The following is a 23954-nucleotide window of genomic DNA, read 5'->3' as shown; positions in this document are numbered from 1 at the left end:
GTTCCTAGTTCACGTTGTCCGGGTGTGACCCGGTTCGGTGGTGGCGCTCGAGGCCGGCGATGCCGTCCATATCGGATGCGTCCAAGTCAAAATCGAAGACGGCCAGGTTTTCCTTGATGCGCCCGGCTGAACTCGCTTTCGGAATCACCAGGTTCCCGATCTGGAGATGCCAGCGGAGAATAACCTGCGCCGGGGTCCTGCCGTACTTTTCGGCCAGCTCGATGATGGCCGGATCAGCCAACACCTGTCCACGGCCGAGGGGACTCCACGCCTCAGTGCGGATGCCCAGTTGTTCGTGGAGGGTCCGCAGCCTGGTTTGCTGCAACCATGGGTGCAGCTCGATCTGGTTCACTGCGGGGACTACTTCTGCCTTGCCCATCAGTTCTTCAAGGTGGCCGGGCTGGAAGTTGGAGACGCCAATGGCCCGCACCTTACCCTCCCTGTAGAGGGTTTCCATCGCTTTGTAGCTTTCCACGAAGAGTCCCCGCCCGGCACACGGCCAGTGGATGAGGTAGAGGTCCACGTAGTCAAGGCCAAGGTTTGCCATGGAGGTATCAAAGGCCCGCAGTGTGGCATCGTAGCCCTGGTCATCGTTCCAGACCTTGGTGGTGACGAAGAGATCTTCGCGGGCCAGCGCGTGTACCGATTCGCCGGAGCCGCCGGTACCTCTGTTGGCTTCCGCGGCATCGCCGACGGCACCTCCCAGGGCGCGGCCCACTCCTACTTCGTTGCCGTACATTGCGGCGGTATCGAACCGGCGATAGCCCTCGCCCAAGGCCGTGGCAACCAAGGCTTCAGCGTCCTTCGCGGGAACTTTGTAGAGGCCGTATCCCAAGCGATCCATCTGTACGCCGTTGTTTAGTGCCAGCCTGTTCGATGCCGGCGTGGAGGGGGATCTCATAGCAACGACTCTACCCATTCCTTGCACGAATGCTTCAGGAGTGGCCGTTGAAACTGACAAGTCGCCGTGCCGAGGCTTCGTCCAGGATGAGGTCAGTGGCCAGCCCGGCGGCCAGTGCGCCTTGGAGGCCATTGATTTTGGAGGCCCCTGAAACGACGCAGATGCGGCGCCGGACCTGCCGCAACTGGTCGTGGCTGGGCCCGGTGGACCTCGCGTTCAGCGTGATGCCGTCCGAGGACCCGTCGCTTCGGAAAAACACTGTGGCGACGTCCCCCACCACGTCATCGGCGGCCAGGACGGTGAGATCGTGTTCATCAAGATACCCGCCGGCATAGACGTGGCTGGGATAGTCCGAATCCACCGAACCGACGCCGAAGATCGCGATGCTCATGCGGGCCTGCAGATCAAGGATGCGTTGAACGCTGCGCTCATTCCACATGGCCGTCTTAGTGGAGGCGTGATCGAAGAATGCGGGAACCGGGAACTGCTCCACCCGGGCGCCGTAGGCGCTGCCGAAGCGCCGCATGATGTCGCTGGCGTAGGTGATTCCGGTGGTTTGCATGTTTCCGGCACCGTTGAGCTGGACCACAATGCTGTCGTGGGTGACCTTGCGGGTGAGGTGGCGGCTCACCGCGCTGAGGGTGGCGCCCCACGCAACTCCGATGATGGCGTTCGAGTCCACCAATGGCCCAATTGTGCGGGCAGCCTGCATGGCCACGCGGTCCAGGGTCTCTGCTTCATTCAGGGTGTCAAGCACCGGGACCACATGGACATCGACTCCATATTGGTTCCGAATCTGGCTTTCCAGCTCGGGTCCGGTATCGAAGGGGCTCCTGATCTGGACCTGCACCAGGCCGGTTTCGCGGGCGGAGGACAGCAGCCGGGAGACGGTGGATCGGGAGGTCCTCAGTTCGCGTGCAATGGCATCCATGGTCAGATCCTGCAAGTAATACATCTGTGCAGCCCGGAGCGCATCCGAGTCACGTGATCGCGCCATCTCATTTCCTTCCTGCACGTTTGTGCAAATAGCTTGACTCCATTTTCCACCTTCGCAAGATTAGTGGTGAACGGTGCAGCAGCGATAGGCGCGGCGCACGAACCAAGCCCAAGGGAGCAGTTTTGGGACACAACAGGATTTCCGGTACCTCACAACACGCACAGCAGCGCGACTCCGTCGTTGCACTGCAGGAGCGGCCCACGGCAAAGGTACTCATCATCGGCGGAGGCATCAACGGCGTGGGAACGTTCCGCGATCTTGCCCTGCAAGGTGTGGATGTCGCCCTTGTTGAACGTGGCGACTACTGCCAAGGTGCCAGTGGCGCCTCTTCCCACATGATCCACGGTGGCATCCGCTACCTCGAAAACGGTGAATTCCGCCTGGTCCAGGAATCCGTGGTTGAGCGCAACAGGCTCCTGCGGATCGCCCCGCACTACGTCAAGCCACTGCAGACCACCATCCCCATCTTCAGCACCTTCTCCGGAATCCTCTCCGCACCCATGCGTTTCCTGACCCACAAGCAGGGCAAGCCCAAGGAACGCGGTGCCTTCCTCATCAAGGTCGGCCTGAGCATGTATGACTTCTTCTCCCGTGACGGCGGAAGCGTACCCCGCCACCAGTTCCGTGGACGGACCAGGGCCCTTGCGGAGCTTCCCAAGCTTCACTCGGGGATCAAGTATGCGGCCACCTATTTCGATGCCTCGGTCCACAACCCTGAGCGCCTGACCCTCGATGTCCTCCAGGATGGCGAGAAGGCAGGTCTTGGCGGCGGCCTTCCCGGTGGAAGTGCCCGCGCCAGCAACTACGTCTCCCTCGTTTCCATGGGGCAGGACGGGGTCCTGCTCCGTGATGAACTCACCGGCAGGGAGTTTGAGTTCCAGGCAGATGTGATCGTCAACACGACCGGTGCCTGGGTGGACCTCACCAACCAGGCCATGGGCGCAGTCAGCAAGTTCATGGGCGGCACCAAGGGCTCGCACATTGTCCTGGACCATCCGGAACTACTTGCCGCCTGTAACGGCCGGGAAATCTTCTTCGAGCACACTGACGGCCGCATCGTCCTGATCTACCCCATGGGGGACCGCGTGCTGGTAGGCACCACGGATGTGGACGCAGATATGTCCGAAGACGCCGTCTGCACCGAAGAAGAGATCGACTACTTCTTTGACCTCGTCGGGCACGTGTTCCCCACCATCAAGGTGGAGCGGGACCAGATCGTCTACAGCTTCGCAGGCGTCCGTCCGCTGCCCCGCCACGACGAAACCCAGCCGGGCTTCGTCTCACGTGACTACCGCATTGAGCGCAGCGTCCGCACCGGTGACGGTGCGGTGGCAACGCCAGGCGGCAAGGCCGCCGTCGTACTCAGCCTGGTAGGCGGCAAGTGGACGACGTTCCGCGCCTTGGCCGAGCACATGACCAACGACGTCCTGCGCGAACTGGGCATGGAGCGCAAAGTCTCGACGGCGAAACTCGCCATCGGTGGAGGCGCCGGCTTCCCTGCCACTGAACAGGGCGAGCAGGAATGGATCAAGAAGCACATGGGTCCGGGCCTTGACGCAGACCGGGTTGCCGGGCTGCTGACTCGTTACGGAACCAGGGCCGAGGCGGTCATTGAATACCTCAACGCAGGACAGGACCAGCCGTTGCGTTCCACGCGCGAACTGAGCGTCCGTGAGCTGGCATTCATGGCAGAGCATGAGCAGATCGGGCACCTCATTGATGTCCTGATCCGCCGGACATCCCTGGCGTTCCGTGGCCTGGTTACCGGCGAGCTGCTCAACGAGATTGCTGCTGCACTGGCCGAACCGCTGGGCTGGGACGCTGCTGCCCGGGAAGCCGAAATCCGCCACGCCCAGGACGTACTGAAGCGCTTCCACAAGGTTGACGTTCACAGTCTCGTAGCCTGAGCCGCAACAGCGCATAACAGCTTGACCGTCCCTGCGTGCGGCAGGGACGGAAGAGGGCAAGTGGTCCCGACGGGGGACCACTGCACCGGGACGGTTCCCCACACCGGAACCGTCCCAAACGGCCTCGTCACCCGCGAGGGGGCCGACAACAGAAAAATGAGGAGTCAAAGATGTCTCTTGGAATTGTTTTCCTTTCCGAAGTATTCGGAACCATGATGCTGACCCTGCTGGGTTGCGGTGTCGTGGCAAACGTCGCGCTCAAAGGCACCAAGGGCAACAACGCCGGGTTCCTGATGGTGACGTGGGGCTGGGGTATTGCGGTCTTCGCGGGCGTTTTTGTGGCTGCAAAGTCCGGCGCGCACCTGAACCCGGCCGTGACGTTGGGCCTGCTGGTCAATCAAAAAGCAGAATACGCCCCCGGCGTTCCCGTGGATTTCGCGTCCACCCTGACCTACTTCGGCGCTGAATTGCTGGGCGCCTTCCTGGGTGCCGTAGTTTGCTGGCTCGCTTACAAGCAGCACTTCGATGAAGAACCCCTGGCGGCGAACAAGCTCGGAACCTTCTCCACCGGTCCGGCCATCCGTTCCACCCCCTGGAACCTCGTCACCGAAATCATCGGCACGTTCGTCCTGGTCTTCGTCATCCTGACCTTCGGCGGCACCCCTTCGGGCCTCGGGCCGCTGGCAGTAGCGCTGCTCGTGGTTGGTATTGGTGTTTCCCTCGGTGGACCCACCGGCTACGCCATCAACCCTGCCCGTGACCTCGGCCCCCGCATTGCACATGCCCTCCTTCCCATCAAGGGCAAGGGCAGCAGTGACTGGGCCTACTCCTGGATCCCTGTCGTGGGACCGCTGGTTGGTGGCGCACTTGCAGGCCTCGTGGCCATGTGGGTTCCCGACATCATGCCCGCGATCGCCGGCTGATCCGCCCCACTCGACCGCACACACCCTCATTCACCACCAGCAACCAGTAACGATTAGAACCCAGACAAGGACGTCACCATGAATCAATACGTCATCGCCATTGATCAGGGCACCACAAGCTCCCGCGCAATCGTCTTCGACCACTCCGGCAACATCGTCTCCACCGGCCAGATGGAACACGAGCAGATCTTCCCCCAGGCCGGATGGGTTGAGCACAACCCCGCCGAAATCTGGAACAACACCCGTGAGGTCATCGCCTCGGCGCTGTCCAAGGCGAACCTGACCCGGCACGACATCGCCGCTGTCGGAATCACCAACCAGCGCGAAACTGCTGTGGTGTGGGACAAGAACACCGGCGAGGCTGTCTACAACGCCATTGTTTGGCAGGACACCCGTACCCAGCCGATCGTTGACCAGCTGGCCCAGGATGGCGGGCTCGAACGGTTCAAGCAGAAGGTCGGCCTCCCGCTGGCCACCTACTTCTCCGGCACCAAGATCAAATGGATCCTGGACAACGTGGACGGCGCCCGCGAACGCGCCGAAGCCGGTGACCTCCTGTTTGGCAACACCGACGCCTGGGTCCTGTGGAACCTGACCGGCGGAGTTGACGGCGGCGTCCACGTCACCGATGTCACCAACGCGTCCCGCACTCTCTTCATGGACCTTGAGACGCTCCAATGGGACCAGGAAATCCTGGATGTCTTCGGCGTTCCTGCCTCCATGATGCCAACCATCAAGTCCTCCTCCGAGGTCTACGGCCAGGTCCACACATCGCAGCTTCTGCGCGAAACACCTGTGGCCGGCATCCTTGGAGACCAGCAGGCAGCAACGTTCGGCCAGGCGGCCTTCCAGGCCGGCGAAGCGAAGAACACCTACGGCACTGGCTGTTTCCTGATCTTCAACACGGGCGAGGAAATCGTTCACTCCAAGAACGGACTCCTCACCACGCTGGGATACAAGCTCGGAGACGCCAAACCGCACTACGCGCTTGAAGGCTCCATCGCGGTCACCGGCTCCTTGATCCAATGGCTCCGCGATAACCTGGGCATGATCAGCTCCGCCCCGGAAGTAGAGGAATTGGCTGCCGGTGTAAAGGACAACGGCGGCGTTTACATTGTCCCCGCCTTCTCCGGCCTGTTCGCACCCTACTGGCGCGCAGATGCCCGCGGTGCCATCGTCGGGCTGACCCGTTTCGCGAACAAGGGGCACATTGCCCGGGCAGCCTTGGAAGCAACTGCCTTCCAGACCCGGGAGGTGCTGGACGCCGTCAACGCGGACTCCGGCGTTCCGCTCACCGAGTTGAAGGTCGACGGCGGCATGGTCGCCAACGAGGCCCTCATGCAGTTCCAGGCCGACATCCTTGGTGTACCGGTGGTCCGACCGAAGGTTGTGGAAACCACTGCCCTGGGCGCGGCCTACGCAGCCGGCCTGGCCGTCGGATTCTGGAAGGACCTGGGCGAGCTCAGCGCCAACTGGAACGAGGACAAGCGTTGGGAACCGCAGCTGCCGGCAGAGGAGCAGGAGCGCCAGCTGCGGCTCTGGAAGAAGGCCGTAACAAAGTCCATGGATTGGGTCGACGAGGACGTTAAGTAGTTCAACCTGACGTTGATGGCAGCCGCGCCTGCCCCGCCCGCTTCGCGGTGCCCACCACACCCGGGCGAGGCGCGGCTGCCATCAACTCAACCGTCAACTCTGTAAGCCGTTCGATGCGACGTGGAAGTTTGATCGTGCGCTATTGTAGATCTATGCGTGCGATCCTTCTGCTTAGCTAGCCGCCCGGCTTTATTTAGCCGTGCGGCCGCCCCTCCATTGTTGAGGGGCTTTTGTGTGTCCGGGACCGTCCGGTCCCATAGCAGGAGTCAAAACCGCCACCAAAGAACAGAAGAGGGCAGCAGTGAGCGTTCAGCCGGAGACAGAGACCGGAACAGCACAGGCAGCCGCAGCTGAAACGCCTGAAGAGGGCGTCTACAGCTTCGCTGCGATGGAAGCCAAGTGGCCGCAGGTCTGGGAAGACCTCAAAGTCTTCACGCCGGCCGACGACGGTTCGCGGGAGCGCCGCTACGTGCTTGACATGTTCCCCTACCCTTCCGGCGACCTTCACATGGGCCACGCCGAAGCCTTTGCCATGGGCGATGTGGTTGCCCGCTACTTGCGCCAGAAGGGCTTCGACGTCCTGCACCCCATTGGCTGGGACTCTTTTGGCCTGCCGGCTGAGAATGCTGCGATCAAGCGCAACGCGCACCCCAGTGAGTGGACCTACGCCAACATTGATACCCAGGCGGCCTCGTTCAAGCGCTATGCCATCTCTGCCGACTGGTCACGCCGCATCCACACCTCGGATCCCGAGTATTACCGGTGGACCCAGTGGCTGTTCAAGCGCTTCTACGAGCGTGGCCTGGCCTACCGCAAGGATTCACCGGTCAACTGGTGCCCCAAGGACCTCACGGTTCTGGCAAACGAGCAAGTTGTCAACGGCGCTTGTGAGCGCTGCGGTACGCCTGTTACCAAGAAGTCCCTGAACCAGTGGTACTTCAAGATCACCGACTACGCAGACCGCTTGCTGGAGGACATGGACCAGCTGCAGGGCCACTGGCCTGAACGCGTTCTGGCAATGCAGCGCAACTGGATCGGCCGCTCCGAAGGCGCCCACGTGCGGTTCGTCATCGAAGCCACCCAAGACCGGGCCGAGCGCGAAGTTACTGTCTTCACCACCCGTCCGGACACCCTCTACGGTGCTACGTTCTTCGTTGTCGCAGCTGACGCGCATTTGGCTTTGGACCTGGTCACCCCGGAACAGCACGACGAACTCATGGCCTACCGCGAGAAGGTCAAGGCACTCTCCGAAATTGAGCGCCAGTCCACTGAACGTGAGAAGACCGGCGTCTTTACCGGCCGCTACGCCATCAACCCCCTCAACGGCGAGAAGCTCCCGGTATGGGCCGCTGATTATGTGCTGGCCGACTACGGCACAGGTGCCATCATGGCCGTGCCTGCGCACGACCAGCGTGACCTGGACTTCGCCAAGGCCTTCAACCTGCCTGTCCGGGCAGTGCTGGAGACCGGTGCCGAGGATCCTGCAGAGACTGGCGTAGCCACTGCCGGCGAAGGCACCCTGAAGAATTCCGGTGACCTGGATGGCTTGTCCAAGTCCGAGGCAATTCCGGCTGCGATCCAGATCCTGGAGAAGCTCGGAACGGGCGAGAAGTTTGTCAACTTCCGGTTGCGTGACTGGCTGCTGAGCCGCCAGCGTTTCTGGGGCACCCCCATCCCCATCATTCACTGCGGTGAATGTGGAGAAGTGCCCGTCCCCGATGACCAGCTGCCGGTCAGGTTGCCCGATAACCTGCGCGGTGAGGCGTTGTCGCCGAAGGGAACCTCCCCGTTGGCCGCCGCCGTCGAGTGGGTCAACGTGGAGTGCCCCAATTGTGGCCGGGCCGCCCAGCGCGATACCGACACCATGGACACGTTCGTGGACTCGTCCTGGTACTTCCTGCGCTTCGTCTCTCCTGACTACACCGAAGGCCCGTTCGATCCCGAAAAGATCAACAACTGGATGCCGGTGGGACAGTACGTGGGCGGCGTCGAGCACGCCATCCTGCACTTGCTGTACGCGCGCTTCTTCACCAAGGTCATCAAGGACATTGGCCTGATCGAAGCCAACGAACCGTTCACGGCCCTGCTCAACCAGGGCCAGGTGCTCAATGGCGGCAAAGCCATGAGCAAGTCCCTGGGCAACGGTGTGGACCTGGGGGAGCAGCTGGACAAGTTCGGCGTCGACGCCGTGCGCCTCACCATGGTCTTCGCCTCCCCACCGGAGGACGACGTCGACTGGGCGGACGTCTCGCCGTCGGGTTCGGCAAAGTTCCTGGCCCGGGCCTGGCGGCTCGGCCAGGACGTTGACAGTGAGCCAGGAGTAGACCCGGCAACTGGTGACCGCGCCCTGCGCACAGTCACGCACAAGACCATTGCCGATGCCGCGGAACTGTTGGACAACAACAAGTTCAACGTTGTGGTGGCCCGTCTCATGGAGCTGGTCAACGCTACCCGCAAGACCATCGATTCAGGTGCAGGTGCAGCGGACCCCGCCGTTCGCGAAGCGGTGGAAGCCGTTGCAGTGATCCTGAGCCTCTTTGCGCCATACACGGCCGAAGACCTCTGGAACACCCTCGGCCACCCGGCTTCAGTAGCCAACGCAGGCTGGCCCACGCACGACGACGCGCTGCTGGTGCAGGACACCGTTACCGCTGTGGTTCAGGTCCAAGGCAAGGTTCGCGACCGCCTGGAAGTTTCGCCGGACGTCACAGAGGACGAGCTCCGTGAGCTCGCTTTGGCCTCCGAAAACGTTCAGCGGGCCATGGACGGCCGCGGCATCCGCACCGTGATCGTTCGGGCACCTAAACTGGTGAACATCGTCCCTGCCTAGCGGGGATTGTGCGGTCGCCGGCACTGTGCCGGCGGCCAGCCATCATCTTTGGAGGTTGCGTGCCTGAGCGAGAACCACCCGCATGGATATGGCTCAAGGAAAGAGTGGCGCGCCTCAGGCAGCCTACAGCGCCGGCTCCAGTGGCTGACGTGCCGCTGGCCGCCGTCGTCAAGACTGCAGTCGTCACTGACTCCGCCGCTGCCCTGCCGCCGGACTGGGTATCGGCCTTTACCGCTGACGGACGCCTTGCAGTGGTTCCCATGCCGGTCATGGTGGGCAACGAAATTTACGGCGAGGGCGAGGACGACATCACCCAAACCCTGTCTTTGGCTCTCGCCTCGGGCGCCTCGGTCAAGACGTCGCGGCCATCACCCGGGCAGTTTGAACAGGCCTACCTTGCAGCCCAGCGCCGCGGTTTTGAATCCGTGGTGTCCATTCACATCTCCTCCGAACTCTCCGGAACCGCCGATGCCGCCCGCTTGGCTGCAGCCCGTGTCGGCATTCCCGTTGAGGTGGTGGATTCCCGAACAGTGGGTATGGCGCAGGGCATGGGGGTCCAGAGCGCGGTGGTTGCCGCCGCTGATGGGCAGGAATCAGGGGAAGTCCGCGGGTTCGCCGAGCGGCGCATGGAGCGCACCAAGGTCTATTTCTACGTTCCCAGCCTTGAACAGTTGCGCCGTGGAGGCCGAATCGGTGCCGCTGCATCTCTTTTCGGTACGGTTCTGGCGATCAAACCTATATTGGCGGTCGACGGCGGCAAGATCGTTCCGTTGGAAAAGGTCCGTTCCGCTGTGCGCGCCATTGCCCGGTTGGAAGAGATCGTTGCTGCGGATGTCGCATCACGTCCGGCTGGGCAGCAACGCCTGGCAGTTCACCACTTTGGCAATCAGGTGGAGGCCGAAGCCCTGGCTGCAAGGCTCAATGAGAAATGTCCCACGTGCCCGCCGCCCCAGATCAGTGCCCTTCCGGCTGTACTGGCTGCGCATGCGGGCTTGGGCGTTCTGGCGGTCATTGTGGGGGAGAGCAGCACGCCGTCGGACTGATTCGTCCCTCTTATCCACATAGCGCCTTTGGCCCCGGCAGTCATCGGATTGCCGGCAATAGGCTCGTTGTATGCCACGCCGGAACCGGGATGCGTCCCCAGATGCCGCCGCCCAGGCAGCACGGCAGCGCTTTACTTCCCGAATGGCGGGCGGCAGTCCAAGTTCTCCCTTGTTGGAACTGCCAGGCACTGATCTGTTTTTTTCCGCTCGTGAAGAGGAAGAGCAGGACGCCTCGGTTCGCGTTCCCCGCCTTCGGTGGCGGACACCCTGGCGAGTGGCCGTACTCCTGGCCATCGTAGGGGCAGGGCTCATTGCGTGGTCTATATGGCAGTCGTCAATGGACCGGCCATCATCAGAACCGCTGGATCCTTCTGCATCTGTTGGCCCTGCTGTTCCGGATTCGTCCGAACCAACGCAGTCAGCAGCCACGGAGCCCCGGGGGAGTCTCCTTGTTCATGTCGCGGGAGCCGTCAATAAGCCCGGTGTCGTTTCGTTGCCGCTCGGTAGCCGCGTCTTCCAAGCCATAGATGCCGCCGGAGGTGCAACTCCCGAGGCTGAACTTTCCGGGCTGAACCTTGCCGAGGTTCTCAGCGATGGAGTTAAGGTGGTTGTTCCCGTGGCGGGGGAGGCCCCGAATGCTGCCCCCTCCCCGCTTGAAGGCAGCGGTGCCGCTACCGGCAACTCGGGCGGCAGTACAACCAAGGTCAATATCAACACAGCCACCTTGGAGGAATTGGGGACTTTGCCTCGGGTGGGTCCAGTAACTGCCCAGCGAATTCTCGACTGGAGGAAAGAGCACGGAGCCTTCGCGTCGGTGGACGAACTGGACGCCATAGATGGGATCGGACCCAAGCTCATGGAGTCACTGAAGGAGTTGGTGACGGTGCAGGGTGGCTGAGTCTGCCGGAGGTCCGGAAACGGGAAAACGCCTGGACCTGAGGCTGGTGCCGGTGGCGGTGATCACCTGGTCAGCTGCGCTGATGGGTTGCTTCAGTGATGCAGTCTGGTCTGCTGTGTTGGCGGGTGCCCTGGGCTTGCTGGGAGGGGTGCTCCTGGTTGTGGGACATCGACAAAGGCCTTCCGGACAAAGGCCTTCCGGACTAAGGCCCAGAACTCTGTTTGCCACACTCGCCCTCGCATGTGTGCTGGGCGCCGCTGTTGGGGTTCATTGTGCTGTCATTGCAGACAACCGTGAGAAGGGACCACTGGCCCCGGCAATGGCAGCCGATGATGGGGTCCTCGTCCACATACTCATCACGGGCAGCCCCGCACCGGCGCCTGCACCGGGGCATTCCAGTGACGGCAGGTGGACGGTTGATGCGAGCCTGATAGATCTCACGTCCAACGGGAGGGTGGTGCGTGGAACTGCCGACATCGTTGTGACGGGTGGTGCTGCCTGGCAGAATGTGCGGGCGGGGCAGAGCGTCAGAACAACCGGAACGCTGAAGCAGGTGCGGGAGGGGCAACCAGAAGCAGCGCTTCTCAGCGCGTCCTCTGCTCCTGTCGTGACGGACTCCGGGTTCGATGCCAGGCAAACTGCGGCCGACGTCAGGAAACGGTTTGTCTCCGCTGCTGACTGGCTGCCTCCGGATGCGGCGGGCTTGCTTCCCGGAATGGTGACAGGCGACACCAGCGCCTTGCCGGAAAGCCTGGAAACGGCCATGAAGACCACGGGAATGACGCACCTAACGGCCGTTTCGGGAGCCAACTGTTCTCTTATCCTAGGTGGCTTCATTTTGTTGGCGCGGTGTTTTCGGCTTCCACGCCCGGCAGCCGGGATCTTTGCAGCATGCGGCCTCTTTGCCTTTGTCATGATGGTGGGGCCGGATCCAAGCGTCTTACGGGCCGCAGTCATGGGGGCGGTGGGATTGGCTGCTTTGACGGGTGGTCTGCGTGGACGTTCCTTGACTTTCCTCTGCCTCGCCACAACCATCCTGCTACTGCTGGACCCAGCAATGGCCGCCAACGTGGGGTTTCTGCTCTCGATCCTGGCGACGCTCGGAATTGTGCTGCTTGCGGCACGCATCGCGTCGTGGATCCCTGACTGGGTACCACGGTGGTTGGCTGCCGGCATTGCCGTGCCGTTGTCTGCGCAGCTGCTGTGCGGCCCCGTGATCATAGCTCTTCAACCACAGTTCACAACGTTCGCTCTGATTGCCAATGTCGTGGCCGGTCCTTTGGTAGCGCCGGTAACAATCTTCGGTACGATCGCCGTGGCTCTGGCCACTGCACTGCCCTGGCTCGCGGTGGTGCCCATCGCTGTCGCCGGGACCTGCGCTGGGATGGTTGCGGGAGTGGCACGGTTCTTTTCCGGATTACCCGGAGCTGCTCTGGCCTGGGCCGAGGGGCCCGTTGGGATAGCGGCAATGGTGCTCTCCTCGGTGGTGACACTCCTGGCCGTATGGATGGCGCTGCACCCTGCAGATGTGAAGCGTCGCGTCATGGAACTGCACGGGGTTGTTGCAACGCGACTCGATTCTCTGTTGGCACCCCGGGAGCAGGGCACTACCAAACATGGCAGACTTGAATCCTGCAAAGAAACGTCCGGAAGGAACCACCTGTGGCTGCTGCCCAAAACACCCGGGCCAAGAGCGTCGCGGCGAACACCGTCAGTTGGCGGGATGCGGCACCGGCCGCCGTCGTCCTGATCATGGGACCGGAAGATTATCTCGGTATCCGGGCCATCGACGCCATCCGGACCCAGGTGCGAGGCACCACCCCTGACGTCGAGCTCAGCCGGCTGAACGCAGCCTCCTACGAGGTCGGTTCCCTGGCGATGACCGTCACGCCGTCCCTTTTCGGTGAGGGCAAGCTGATTGAGGTCGAGGGCCTCGAGTCCATGAATGACGCCTTCCTCGCGGACGGGCTGGCCTATCTCCAGCATCCGGACCAGGACGTCGTCCTCGTGTTGCGCCATGCCGGAGGGGTGCGCGGCAAAAAGTTGCTCGATGCCGTGAAGTCCGCCGGCTGGCCCGTCATCGATTGCCAGCCGCTGAAGAAGGACTCGGACAAGACAGCATTCGTCGTCTCGGAGTTCAGTGCTGGAGGCCGCCGCATTGAGGGCGAAGCTGTCCAGGCGCTGGTGAACGCTGTGGGCGCCAACCTTTCCGAGCTGGCAGCGGCGTGCAACCAGTTGATCGCCGATGCCACTACCGCTGTGACGGCGGAGACCGTGGAACGCTACTACGGCGGCAGGGTCGAAGCAACGGCATTCAAAGTGGCGGATGCTGCGATGGCCGGGAACGGGCCGGTGGCACTGTCGACCCTGAGGCACGCCCTTGCCACGGGGGTGGACCCGGTTCCCTTGGTTGCAGCGCTGGCGGCCAAGCTGCGGACGTTGGCAAAAGTTGCGGGGGCCAATGGTTCGCCAGCGACCATCGCAAAAAATTTGGGAATGCAGCCCTGGCTTGTTGAGCAGGCACAGCGGGACGTCCGGCGGTGGACCCCAGAGGGTCTGATCCGCTCCATCCAGGTCATCGCGGAAGCGGACGCACAGGTGAAGGGCGAGTCGCGGGACCCCGTGTACGCCGTGGAACACGCCGTGACGGTGATTGCGACCTCGGCAAGTCGCCGCTGAGGTCCGGCATGCGTTGTCGCCTGGCCGTTTCCACGGCAGGTTAAACCCAAAGGCCGGCACCCGATGGGTGCCGGCCTTTTGATCAGCTCAGTCGAACTGTAAAACCTTAGAGTGCGTTGACCTTCTTGGAGATCGCCGACTTGCGGTTTGCAGCGTTGTTCTTGTGAATAACGCCCTTGCTGACAGCCTTGTCCAGCTTGCGGCTGGCAGCAGCAAGTGCAGTTCCAGCAGCATCCTTGTCAGCAGACTCAACGGCAGTGCTTACGGCGCGGATGGCCGTCTTCAGCTCGGACTTGACTGCGTTGTTACGCAGGCGTGCCTTCTCGTTGGTGAGGATGCGCTTCTTCTGGGACTTGATATTAGCCACGTATGAACTCTCTTTTTAATGCGGAAATGGTCTAGAGGGTTTTCAGGTTGGCCATCGACTGAGCGGCGTGGGGATACCTATGGCAGCCAACCATGTGGGGCCGTCGACCTGCACGGACACACAGCTATAAAGGATAGCAGAAAGTTGCACTCAACACAGAACCGCGGGTGAAAACCGTCTACTCTCGCGCCTGGAGGGCCCGGGCAACCTCCCGGAACCGGGACTTCCCCAGGACGGCCCCTTCGCGTCTGATCGCACCGGGATCCAGCCTGATGACGCGCCCAATGTTGACCTCGCTCGGTCTGCCTTGCCGGTCCCAAGGGCCGGTTCCTATGTCGACGTAGTCGTCCGAACGCGCGCCTTTATCGTGGTCCTTGGACGTCAGCATCAGGCCCAGGAGCCACTCCTTGTCCCGCCCCACCAAAAGGACGGGACGGTCTTTGCCTTGGGTGTGGTCCTCTTCGTAGGGAACCCAGCTCCACACAATCTCACCGGGGTCTGGCCGGCCATCGGGTTTGGGGGAGTAGCTGACCTTGAGCGAACCGCGGAAGTCGCCGGGATAGGCGCTTTGCCGATGTACGACGTCGGTCCGCAGGGCCTTCGTCCTGCCGGCACCTGGGGGAGTGGCTGCTTTAGTGCTGTTGCCGCCGAGGGCCCTGAATGATCGCAGGAGAAGTTTGCCCAAAGGGCGCAAGTCGAAAGCCATGTGACCACGCTACAGCGGCGTGCTGCCAAGGCCGGGCATGCAATGTACGGCGAAGCCCTGGTTCATGGGAGACTAGAGGATCAGATGCGTGGCGTGTTCCGGCTGGCCTATGCCCGGTTCCAGGAATTGCCGCGTGAGTGTCGACAGTAAGGATCCTGCGTGTCTCCCATGGCCCGCACCGCACCGGTGCCCGCCGCAACAGATCCGGCCATCATCCGGAACTTCTGCATCATTGCCCACATTGACCACGGTAAGTCCACCCTGGCCGACCGCATGCTGCAGTACACCGGCGTCGTTAAGCAACGCGACATGAAGGCCCAGTATCTGGACCGCATGGATATCGAACGTGAACGCGGCATCACCATCAAGTCCCAGGCTGTCCGCATGCCGTGGGAACTTGATGGCAACAGCTACGCCCTGAACATGATTGATACCCCCGGCCACGTCGACTTCACCTATGAGGTTTCCCGCTCGCTCGCCGCTTGTGAAGGCGCAGTGCTGCTGGTGGATGCTGCCCAGGGCATTGAGGCCCAGACCCTTGCCAACCTGTACCTGGCAATGGAAAACAACCTCACCATCATTCCCGTGCTGAACAAGATCGACCTTCCGGCTGCCCAGCCTGAGAAGTACGCGGCAGAACTTGCCAATCTCATTGGCGGAGACCCTGAGGATGTCCTCAAGGTCTCCGGTAAGACCGGCGTAGGCGTTGAGGCCCTTCTGGATAAGATTGTCCGCGATCTTCCTGCTCCCGTGGGCGATCCCGATGCTCCGGCCCGCGCCATGATTTTCGACTCCGTTTATGACACCTACCGCGGCGTGGTCACCTACGTCCGCGTGGTGGACGGCATGCTCCACCCGCGTGAGCGCATCCAGATGATGTCCACCAGGGCCACGCACGAGCTCCTGGAAATTGGCGTGAGCTCCCCGGAGCCCACGCCGTCAAAGGGCCTTGGCGTCGGTGAAGTCGGTTACCTGATCACCGGTGTGAAGGATGTCCGGCAGTCCAAGGTCGGAGATACCGTCACCAATCTGGCCAAGCCGGCGTCAGAGTCACTCAGCGGTTACGCTGACGCAAAGCCGATGGTCTTCTCCGGCCTCTATCCACTGGATGGAACCGACTACCCCGTGCTTCGCGACGCCCTTGAAAAGCTGATGCTCAACGATGCCGCTCTGGTCTACGAGCCCGAGACGTCCGCGGCACTGGGCTTCGGATTCCGCGTGGGGTTCCTCGGCTTGCTGCACCTGGAAATCACCCGTGAGCGCCTTGAGCGTGAGTACAACCTGGACCTTATCTCCACAGCTCCCAACGTGGAGTACGAGGTGACCCTGGAAGACAAAAAGGTCATCCACGTCACCAACCCCAGTGAGTACCCCACGGGCAAGATCTCCGAGGTTCGCGAGCCGATGGTTTCGGCCACCATCCTGGCACCCAACGAGTTTGTAGGGTCCATCATGGAACTGTGCCAGAGCCGCCGCGGCCAGATGCGCGGCATGGACTACCTCTCCGAGGACCGCGTGGAGCTCCGTTACTGGATTCCGTTGGCCGAGATTGTGTTCGACTTCTTCGACCTCCTGAAGTCCAAGACCCGCGGCTACGCCTCGCTGGATTGGAAAGCCGACGGCGAACAGGTTGCAGACCTCGTCAAGGTGGACATCCTGCTGCAGGGTGAACAAGTCGATGCCTTCAGCGCCATCACCCACCGGGACAAGGCTTACGCCTACGGTGTGATGATGACCGGCAAGCTCCGTGAGCTCATCCCACGGCAGCAGTTCGAGGTTCCCATCCAGGCGGCCATCGGATCGCGCATTATTGCCCGCGAGAGCATCCGGGCCATCCGCAAGGACGTTCTTGCCAAGTGCTACGGCGGTGACATCACCCGTAAGCGCAAACTTCTGGAAAAGCAGAAGGAAGGCAAGAAGCGCATGAAGATGGTGGGCCGCGTTGAGGTGCCCCAGGAGGCATTCATCGCAGCCCTGACCACCGACGAGTCCAAGGACAAGGCCAAGAAGTAGATGCCCAGCGTCCTACCTTTGGGCGATCCAGCACCTGCGGACGGACTTCTTCCGCCGCAGGTGCTGGCCGGCGTCGAGCACCGTAAGTTCGGGCTCTACGTCCATATCCCGTTTTGCGCCGTTCGATGCGGCTACTGTGACTTCAACACCTACACGGCCACCGAGCTCGGTGGTGGGGCCTCGCAGGATGCCTACGCTTCAACAGCAGTGTCCGAGCTTGGCTTCGCGGCTATTGCGCTGGAGGCCTCAGGGCTGCCACGGCGCCCAATGAGTACCGTTTTCTTTGGCGGGGGCACGCCCACGCTCCTCCCTGCCGAAGACCTGGCCCTGATTCTGCGCTCCGCGGTCAACCACTGGGGGCTTGAGCCCGGAGCCGAGGTAACCACCGAAGCCAATCCCGACTCGGTGACCCCTGAGTCCTTGAAAGTGCTGGCCGATGCCGGCTTCACCCGGGTCTCCTTCGGCATGCAGTCAGCGGTACCGCACGTGCTGAAGGTCCTTGACCGCACGCACAGCCCCAGCCGGGTGCCGCTGGTGGTCCAGTGGGCCCGAGAGGCCGGGCTCGCAGTGAGTCTGGACCTCATTTACGGTACGCCGGGGGAGTCCATGGAGGACTGGCGGTTGTCCCTCGAGACGGCTCTTTCCTATCAGCCCGATCACATCAGTGCCTACGCATTGATCGTCGAAGACGGCACCAAACTCGCGGCCCAGATCCGCCGCGGTGAGGTACCCGGAATCGACGACGACGATCACGCGGCCAAATACGAGTTGGCCGATGAATTGATTTCCAAAGCCGGCCTGGACTGGTACGAGGTCAGCAACTGGTCCCGGACTCCGGAGCAGGCATGCAGGCACAACCTGGCCTACTGGCGCGGTGACGACTGGTGGGGCGTCGGCCCTGGAGCGCACTCCCACGTTGGGGGTGTCCGCTGGTGGAACGTGAAGCATCCTTCGGCGTATGCCGGACGTTTGGGCAACGGAAGCTCGCCGGCAGCGGGCCGGGAAACACTGGATGCCGAAACCCGGGAAGTCGAACGGATCATGCTCGAAGCCCGACTTGGCACAGGGTTGTCAGTAGATGCCCTGGACGCGGTGGGGCGCCATGCAATGGCCGGGCTGATCGCCGACGGACTGGTGGATCCCGTGCAGGCCTTCAAGGGCCGCCTGATCCTTACGCTGAAGGGCCGCCTCTTGGCGGACGCCGTGGTCCGCAGGATTCTTCCCGACTGATGCCTGGTTGCCCAGCTGATGCCTGTTTGCCCGGCTGACGCTTTCGCACCCGGCCAGCTCCTGGCCGGGCAGCGGCGTGGTGGGTTACTTAACCCAGCGCAGGTTGATCTTGTAGCGGTGCGGTTGGCCATGGTTGACCCTGATTCCGGCCGAGACTGAGAAGCAGGTCAAGGCTACCCAGATGCCGGTGGCGATCACGGCGAAGATGTTGCCCACCACCGGCAGCAGCACCAGGATGTTCGCCACAACGGCGGCGATGGTTGGAGGCAGGGTGAAGTTCAACGCTTCCTTGGATTCCTGCGCCGTGAACGGTCCGCGGTCGCGGAAGATCAGGTAGATCAGCAGCGAGGGCAGGCAACCCAGAATGCCGCCGAAGTGTGCCAAAGTAGCCCACTGCCTGTCCTCGCTGGCAGTCAAAGGCAGCGCGTTTGCAGGCGCGCCATGGTACTGGGGCTGGCCTGCGGCGCTGCCCGGTTCTTCAGGAGCGTTCTCTGCCACGGTGTGTTCCCTTTACTGTAAAGATGCTGCGGTGTTGCTGTCCCAGAATACCGGCCCCGACCAGCTTCACAGGACAAACGCCTAGATGACACGTTACTTGCTGCTGCTTTGGGGGCAACGTCACGGAACAGTGAGGAAGTCGATGACTTCCTCCACCCGGCCCAGCAGTGAAGCTTCAAGATCGGCGTAGCTTCGGACGGCGCCAAGGAGTCGCTGCCAGCCGAGGCCCACGTCCTCAGCGCTCTCGTGTGGCCAGCCGAAAGCAGAGAGAATCCCGGTCTTCCAGTCAGTCCCGCGGGGCACTGACGGCCAGGCCTCAATGCCCAGCACTTTGGGTCTGATGGCCTGCCACACATCGATGTAGGGATGTCCAACAATGAGGACGTTGCCTGCTGCTCCGGGAACCGTCATGGCGTCAGCGGCGATCCGTGATTCCTTGGAACCGTCCACAAGGTGGTCCACCAGGATGCCGAGGCGTCGACCGGGGCCGGGGTTGAATGCGGAGATCGCAGACTTGAGGTCATCCACACCGTGCAAGGGCTCCACCACTATGCCCTCTACCCGGAGATCGTCACCCCAGACCTTCTCGACGAGTTCGGCGTCGTGCTTGCCTTCCACCCAGATACGGCTGGCTTTGGCCACCTGTGCCCGGTGTCCCTGAACCCGTACCGAACCCGAAGCAGTGCGCCCGTTACTGACAGCCGACGGCGCTTGGCGCGGGGCCGGGGGCATCAACCGGATGGGTTGCCCCTCAAGCAGGAAGCCGAAACCAAGCTGGAAAGACTTGGTCTTGCCCCGCCTGTCTTCAAGGGCCACGATGTGCATGCCGCCGGTTTTTTCGACGCGGGTGACTTCGCCCACCCATCCCGACTGGACGTCCTCAAGGACCATCCCGCGCTGGACTGCTACTTCCGGCAGCTGGCGTTTGGCAGGAGCTGACAGGTCCTGGGGACCCCACGTGTCGAATGCCAAGGAATTCCTACCTTTTTGCTGGGTTAATTTTTGTGCCGGGTTGGTTTGTATCGGGCTGGACCGGGAAAGTTCAATGCTAGCAACGGGGTGGCTCATACTAGACTGGTTAGCACTTGGGCATGTTGAGTGCTAAGTGGACCCGGCCCCGGTGGCCATGGCAGTTGTCAGGAGGTGGAGCAATGAGTGAGCCGCGCAAATTGGAAGTACTGCGTGCCATCGTTGAAGATTACGTACATTCGCGGGAGCCTGTGGGATCAAAGGCCCTCGTGGAACGGCATCATCTTGGTGTTTCAAGCGCCACCATCCGCAATGACATGGCAGTTCTTGAAGAAGAAGGCCTCATAGCAGCGCCCCATACCAGTGCCGGCCGCATTCCAACCGACAAGGGCTATCGACTGTTTGTCGATCGCATCTCCCAGGTCAAGCCCCTCTCAGCGGCCGAGCGGAGAGCCATCCATTCGTTGCTTGAAGGCCCTGATGATGTCGACGACATCCTGGAGCGTACCGTCAGGCTCCTGTCGCAACTGACCAACCAGGTCGCCGTCGTGCAGTATCCACACTCGAACCGAGCCCTGGTGCGGCACGTTGAGTTTGTGCTGTTGGCCCCCCAACAGGTGTTGGTGGTGTTGATTGCCGATACTGGCAGCGTCGGCCAGAAGGTCATTGAAACCGGTTCGGCCGTGGGCGACGACTCTTTGATGCAACTGAGGTCGCGCTTCCTGGGAAGCATCGCCGGAACGCAATTGGCCCTGTTGCCGCAAGTCCTGCCGTCGGTGGTTGCCCTGTGCCCGCCGGAGCTTCGGGGACTGGCCCAAACGTTGGCGAACGGGTTGCAGGCCCTCAGTGACAACAGCCGCGAAGAACGTATCCTCATGGCCGGTACAGCCAACCTCGCCAGGTCCAATGTGGACTTCCCGTTGAGTATCGGTCCGGTGCTTGAAGCCCTCGAGGAACAAGTTGTGATGCTCCGGTTGTTGTCGGATATGGGAGATGATCCACGCGGCGTCACCGTGAGCATCGGCCGGGAGAATCCCTACGACGGACTGGCGGAAGCATCCGTGGTGGCCACGGGTTACGGATCCGGTGCAAAGGTGGGCATCCTGGGCCCGACCCGCATGGATTACCCAACCACCATGGCCGCAGTCCGGGCCGTGGCCCGTTACCTTTCACGCATTCTCGGCGGCTGAACGCCGGTCCGAAGAAACATCCGCAGTACAACAAGGAAGAGAAACCGACTTTGAGCAGCCACTATGACGTTTTGGGAGTCTCGCCGGAAGCCACCGGGGAAGAGATCAAAAAGGCGTACCGCAAGTTGGCGCGGAAACTCCACCCGGACGTAAACCCGGGAGAGGATGTCGCGGAACAGTTCAAGGCCGTGACCCATGCTTATGAGGTCCTGTCCGATCCCCAGAAGCGCCGCGTCTACGATGCCACCGGCAACGAGAATGGAACGGACAACGGCTATGGTGGCGGTTACGCCGGCCAGGGCTTCGCGTTCCAGGACATCTTTGACACCTTCTTTGGGGGCGGCGGTGGTCATGGCGGGCCTGCCTCCCGTGTCCGACGCGGCCAGGACGCACTCATCAGCGTCCGGATCGACCTTAAGGACGCCGTTTTTGGCGTCAACAAGAAGCTGGAAGTGGACACAGCCGTAACCTGTCCCACCTGTGACGGCAGTTGCTGCCGCCCGGGAACCCACCCGGAACGCTGCGACATTTGTGGCGGGAGCGGACAGGTCCAGCGAGCCGTCCGCTCCATCCTTGGCCAGGTCATGACCGCAGCTCCTTGCGGATCCTGTGAGGGCTTCGGCACGGTCATCAAGGACCCGTGCAACGAGTGCAACGGACAGGGCCGTATCCGCAGCCGCCGCTCCCTGACCATCAAGGTTCCCGCCGGTGTTGCCACCGGCACGCGTATCCAGTTGTCCGGCCAAGGTGAAGCCGGCCCCGCGGGTGGGCCCTCCGGCGACCTCTACGTGGAGATCCGCGTCAACAACGATTCCATGTTCATGCGCGAAGGTGACGACCTCCACGCCACCCTCAGCGTGCCTATGACGGCCGCGGCCTTGGGCACTGAGTTGCAGCTCGAAACGTTCGACGGCGCACAGGACATCGACGTCAAGGCCGGAACCCAGTCGGGCGAGATCATCACCCTGCGGGGTCTGGGTGTGACGCACCTGCGGGGATACGGACGCGGCGACCTCAAGGTACACCTCCATGTCGAAACACCCAGCAAGCTGGATCCTGCCCAGGAGGAGCTGCTGCAGCAGCTCGCGAAACTTCGCGGGGAGCAGTTCACCGAAGGCAAGCTCGTGGCCAGCGGCGGCATGTTCGCCAAGCTTCGGGACAAGCTCGGTAACCTGTAGCGGTGAGCAACCCCGTCTTCTTCACCTCCGCCGGAAGCCTTGACGACGTACGCCCGGGAGGCACGTTCGTGCTGGAAGGTCCGGAGGCGCGGCACGCCGTCACGGTCAAACGCCTTGGGGTGGGAGAATCCGTTGACATAGCCGACGGATCCGGCGCGAGGCTGACCGGTGTGGTGGCCGAGGCCGGTCCCGGGGGCCTGACAGTCACCGCCTCAGACGTCGTCTTCGAAGACAGGCCGGACATCCGTTTGGTGCTGGTCCAGGCTTTGGCCAAAGGCGATCGCGACGAACTGGCCATCGAGACGGCCACGGAACTCGGAATAGATGCTGTGCTTCCGTGGCAGTCAGAACGTTCCATTGTTCGATGGAAGGCCGACCGTGCCGCAAAAGCCCATGCGAAGTGGGAGTCCGTGGTGGCGGCTGCGGCCAAGCAAGCACGGCGGGCATGGATCCCCGAGGTAAGGACCATGGTGGACACCGGGTCCTTGGCCAAAGCCGTTGCCGCCAGCGACCTCGCCATCATTTTGCACGAAGACGCCAAGAACCCGTTGCGGACCGTCCTTGAGGCCTGGGCAGCCTCTGGTGCTGCCGTTCCCAGGGAAGTGCTCTTGATCGTCGGGCCTGAGGGGGGAATCTCACCGCGGGAAGTAACCCGGCTCAGTGACGCCGGTGCTGTGACCGCGCTCTTGGGACATCACGTCTTGAGGTCTTCGACGGCGGGACCGGCCGCCGTCGTTCTTGCGAGCGACATCCTGGGCCGCTGGTAGCCGGCCGGACCTGAACAGCTAGCCGACCCTGAACAGCCGGGTGTCCGTGCTTGTCGCGATGGCATTGCCGGCATTGTCCACTTGGGAAACGCGTACCTCGTACTGACCTGCCTTCAACGTGGCGCCGAAGGTGAACAGGCCATATTGCCCGGGTTCGCCAGTGGCTTGCGTTTGGCCGGTGAGCAGGCTGGTCTTCTCACCCTTGCCGTTGTCCTGCAGGACCTGCCAGGAGATCGGTTTGGAGCTGTCAGTGCTCCGCCCGTTGAACTTGACCAATCCGGTGGGCAGGGTGGTGTCTTCCTGGGGATCGATGATCCACAGGGGTGCCACCAAGGATGCGTCACGGGTCATGGGCTCGCCCAGCTGGACTTGACCGAACGCCATGTAGTCCTTGTGGCCGTCCACCAGGATGACCACCTGGATCTGTTGGCCCGAATTGATCAGCCCTGACGATGACGCTGCAGCGGTCGCGGTGTACACGAGTTGCTGCACGGCCCGCTGGGCCATGCCGGCGTCCAGGTTCGAGTTGAAGGCATCGCGGGAAATATCGACTGTGATGACGTTTTTTCCCGAGATGGAAGTCGCCAGGCTGGAGGGCTCCTGCCACGGTGTGAAGAAGTCATGATCCAAGGGCTTTTCCGCCATCATGATCTTCAGCGCCGTTGTCACAGGATTTCCATCGCCCGTAATGTCCCTGAACTCGCGGTAGAGGTAGACCTCTTCCTTGCTCCGTCCAATCCAGTAGACCGGAATCTTGGTGGACGCCTGGGTGGTTTCCAGCGGTGCGTTGCTGGCCGGGGCATCCTGAACGGTCAGCGGAGGGGGAGTGGGGGTGGCCTGGGAGCCGCCGCCGTTGGCGATGCAACCTGTCAGGAGGAGGACGGCAAGCATTGCAGGCACGGCAACGGCGGATTTGGTCCGCTTGTTGGTGCCTGGTGCGTTGCTGGCTGTTTTCCTGATGGGTTTCCTGTCCTGCCTTGCATGGTTTTTTGCAGCCGTCTTTGGCTGGGTTGCGGGGATCTGATTCCACCCGCTATGCCAGCTTGGCACATCGTCGACGGCGGTCAGCCGGGTTTGAGGGGGGAGAAGGCCAACTGAAACATGATTGATACCGGCTTGATGCCGAGTTGAGACAATCTGTCCGCCTCCTCCCTGGGTGCCGGATGTGGCCGGGGAGACAGGTTCGCCCGGGGCCGGGCTGGCGTAGGATTGAAGAGATTCCGGCATCAAAGCGTTCTGCGAGAGTCCGCAGCGAAAGTCGAATC

At 62.3% G+C, this 23954-nt stretch carries 20 protein-coding genes; 13 read left to right on the top strand and 7 right to left on the bottom strand.

Going from position 1 to position 23954, the window contains the following annotated elements; all coding sequences use genetic code 11:
- Positions 1–4: 4 nt before the first annotated feature.
- Positions 5–901 carry an aldo/keto reductase gene (locus tag LDN85_RS12015; protein WP_223943188.1) on the bottom strand — a complete coding sequence of 299 codons (897 nt, stop codon included), beginning with the start codon at positions 899–901 and terminating at the stop codon, positions 5–7.
- Positions 902–935: 34 nt separating this feature from the next.
- Positions 936–1898 carry a sugar-binding domain-containing protein gene (locus LDN85_RS12010; protein WP_026540791.1) on the bottom strand — a complete coding sequence of 321 codons (963 nt, stop codon included), beginning with the start codon at positions 1896–1898 and terminating at the stop codon, positions 936–938.
- 122 nt (positions 1899–2020) lie between these two features.
- Between LDN85_RS12010 and LDN85_RS12005 the strand changes: the two genes are divergently transcribed.
- From LDN85_RS12005 to holA, 8 genes are all read left to right on the top strand, one after another.
- The gene (locus tag LDN85_RS12005; protein ID WP_026540790.1) at positions 2021–3805 is read left to right on the top strand and encodes a glycerol-3-phosphate dehydrogenase/oxidase; all 1785 of its coding nucleotides are present in this window, start codon (positions 2021–2023) and stop codon (positions 3803–3805) included.
- Positions 3806–3975: 170 nt separating this feature from the next.
- Entirely contained in the window at positions 3976–4728 is a 753-nt protein-coding gene (locus LDN85_RS12000; protein ID WP_223943187.1) for an MIP/aquaporin family protein, read from the top strand.
- Positions 4729–4806: 78 nt separating this feature from the next.
- The gene (gene glpK / locus LDN85_RS11995; RefSeq protein WP_026540788.1) at positions 4807–6321 is read left to right on the top strand and encodes a glycerol kinase GlpK; all 1515 of its coding nucleotides are present in this window, start codon (positions 4807–4809) and stop codon (positions 6319–6321) included.
- Positions 6322–6622: 301 nt separating this feature from the next.
- The gene (leuS, locus tag LDN85_RS11990) at positions 6623–9151 is read left to right on the top strand and encodes a leucine--tRNA ligase (RefSeq protein ID WP_223943186.1); all 2529 of its coding nucleotides are present in this window, start codon (positions 6623–6625) and stop codon (positions 9149–9151) included.
- Between the two features lie 8 nt (positions 9152–9159).
- A complete protein-coding gene (locus tag LDN85_RS11985) occupies positions 9160–10194 on the top strand; it encodes a DegV family protein (protein WP_223943185.1) in 1035 nt (344 codons plus the stop codon).
- Between the two features lie 337 nt (positions 10195–10531).
- Entirely contained in the window at positions 10532–11092 is a 561-nt protein-coding gene (locus tag LDN85_RS11980) for a helix-hairpin-helix domain-containing protein (protein ID WP_223943184.1), read from the top strand.
- A gap of 319 nt (positions 11093–11411) precedes the next feature.
- On the top strand, positions 11412–12842 hold the full coding sequence (locus tag LDN85_RS11975; protein WP_223943183.1) for a ComEC/Rec2 family competence protein: 1431 nt from the start codon (positions 11412–11414) through the stop codon (positions 12840–12842).
- A complete protein-coding gene (gene holA / locus LDN85_RS11970) occupies positions 12755–13771 on the top strand; it encodes a DNA polymerase III subunit delta (RefSeq protein WP_223943182.1) in 1017 nt (338 codons plus the stop codon). The genes LDN85_RS11975 and holA overlap by 88 nt, the downstream gene beginning before the upstream one ends.
- A 106-nt stretch (positions 13772–13877) precedes the next feature.
- On the opposite strand, the gene rpsT is transcribed toward holA, so the two are convergent.
- Positions 13878–14138, bottom strand: coding sequence for a 30S ribosomal protein S20 (gene rpsT / locus LDN85_RS11965; protein WP_026540782.1), 261 nt, complete (start codon positions 14136–14138; stop codon positions 13878–13880).
- A gap of 178 nt (positions 14139–14316) precedes the next feature.
- Positions 14317–14844, bottom strand: coding sequence for a type II toxin-antitoxin system PemK/MazF family toxin (locus tag LDN85_RS11960; RefSeq protein ID WP_026546867.1), 528 nt, complete (start codon positions 14842–14844; stop codon positions 14317–14319).
- 159 nt (positions 14845–15003) lie between these two features.
- Here LDN85_RS11960 and lepA point away from each other — a divergent pair, with 159 nt between their 5' ends.
- On the top strand, positions 15004–16857 hold the full coding sequence (gene lepA / locus LDN85_RS11955) for a translation elongation factor 4 (RefSeq protein WP_026540780.1): 1854 nt from the start codon (positions 15004–15006) through the stop codon (positions 16855–16857).
- Positions 16858–18087, top strand: coding sequence for a radical SAM family heme chaperone HemW (gene hemW / locus LDN85_RS11950; RefSeq protein WP_223943181.1), 1230 nt, complete (start codon positions 16858–16860; stop codon positions 18085–18087).
- An 84-nt stretch (positions 18088–18171) separates the two neighbouring features.
- On the opposite strand, the gene LDN85_RS11945 is transcribed toward hemW, so the two are convergent.
- Positions 18172–18585 (bottom strand): DUF4870 domain-containing protein, encoded by a 414-nt coding sequence (locus LDN85_RS11945; protein ID WP_026540778.1) that lies wholly within the window; start codon positions 18583–18585, stop codon positions 18172–18174.
- 120 nt (positions 18586–18705) lie between these two features.
- A complete protein-coding gene (locus tag LDN85_RS11940) occupies positions 18706–19557 on the bottom strand; it encodes a DUF3097 domain-containing protein (protein ID WP_026540777.1) in 852 nt (283 codons plus the stop codon).
- 179 nt (positions 19558–19736) lie between these two features.
- Here LDN85_RS11940 and hrcA point away from each other — a divergent pair, with 179 nt between their 5' ends.
- From hrcA to LDN85_RS11925, 3 genes are read left to right on the top strand one after another with little or no spacing between them, the layout of a single operon-like run.
- Complete coding sequence (gene hrcA / locus LDN85_RS11935) at positions 19737–20744, top strand: heat-inducible transcriptional repressor HrcA (RefSeq protein WP_223943180.1); 1008 nt, start codon at positions 19737–19739, stop codon at positions 20742–20744.
- A gap of 50 nt (positions 20745–20794) precedes the next feature.
- A complete protein-coding gene (gene dnaJ / locus LDN85_RS11930; protein ID WP_026540775.1) occupies positions 20795–21922 on the top strand; it encodes a molecular chaperone DnaJ in 1128 nt (375 codons plus the stop codon).
- A 2-nt stretch (positions 21923–21924) separates the two neighbouring features.
- The gene (locus tag LDN85_RS11925; RefSeq protein ID WP_223943179.1) at positions 21925–22689 is read left to right on the top strand and encodes a 16S rRNA (uracil(1498)-N(3))-methyltransferase; all 765 of its coding nucleotides are present in this window, start codon (positions 21925–21927) and stop codon (positions 22687–22689) included.
- An 18-nt stretch (positions 22690–22707) separates the two neighbouring features.
- Here the strand turns inward: LDN85_RS11925 and LDN85_RS11920 are convergent, their stop codons facing one another.
- Positions 22708–23580, bottom strand: a complete 873-nt coding sequence (locus tag LDN85_RS11920) for a GerMN domain-containing protein (RefSeq protein WP_035760766.1) — start codon at positions 23578–23580, stop codon at positions 22708–22710.
- Positions 23581–23954: the final 374 nt, after the last annotated feature.

Source organism: Arthrobacter sp. StoSoilB20 (assembly GCF_019977295.1).
Lineage (GTDB): Bacteria > Actinomycetota > Actinomycetes > Actinomycetales > Micrococcaceae > Arthrobacter > Arthrobacter nicotinovorans_A.
The sequence above is the reverse complement of the archived record's forward strand: the minus strand, read 5'-3'. Positions and strand labels throughout refer to the sequence as shown.

What these genes read in the sequence shown, in the direction of transcription:
- LDN85_RS11980 (WP_223943184.1), top strand. Translation starts at nt 10,532, where the DNA reads ATGGACCGGCCATCATCAGAACCGCTGGATCCTTCTGCATCTGTTGGC.
- LDN85_RS12010 (WP_026540791.1), bottom strand. Translation starts at nt 1,898, where the DNA reads ATGGCGCGATCACGTGACTCGGATGCGCTCCGGGCTGCACAGATGTAT.
- hrcA (WP_223943180.1), top strand. Translation starts at nt 19,737, where the DNA reads ATGAGTGAGCCGCGCAAATTGGAAGTACTGCGTGCCATCGTTGAAGAT.
- hemW (WP_223943181.1), top strand. Translation starts at nt 16,858, where the DNA reads ATGCCCAGCGTCCTACCTTTGGGCGATCCAGCACCTGCGGACGGACTT.
- LDN85_RS11975 (WP_223943183.1), top strand. Translation starts at nt 11,412, where the DNA reads ATGGCAGCCGATGATGGGGTCCTCGTCCACATACTCATCACGGGCAGC.
- LDN85_RS11960 (WP_026546867.1), bottom strand. Translation starts at nt 14,844, where the DNA reads ATGGCTTTCGACTTGCGCCCTTTGGGCAAACTTCTCCTGCGATCATTC.
- glpK (WP_026540788.1), top strand. Translation starts at nt 4,807, where the DNA reads ATGAATCAATACGTCATCGCCATTGATCAGGGCACCACAAGCTCCCGC.
- LDN85_RS11920 (WP_035760766.1), bottom strand. Translation starts at nt 23,580, where the DNA reads ATGCTTGCCGTCCTCCTCCTGACAGGTTGCATCGCCAACGGCGGCGGC.
- LDN85_RS12000 (WP_223943187.1), top strand. Translation starts at nt 3,976, where the DNA reads ATGTCTCTTGGAATTGTTTTCCTTTCCGAAGTATTCGGAACCATGATG.
- LDN85_RS12015 (WP_223943188.1), bottom strand. Translation starts at nt 901, where the DNA reads ATGAGATCCCCCTCCACGCCGGCATCGAACAGGCTGGCACTAAACAAC.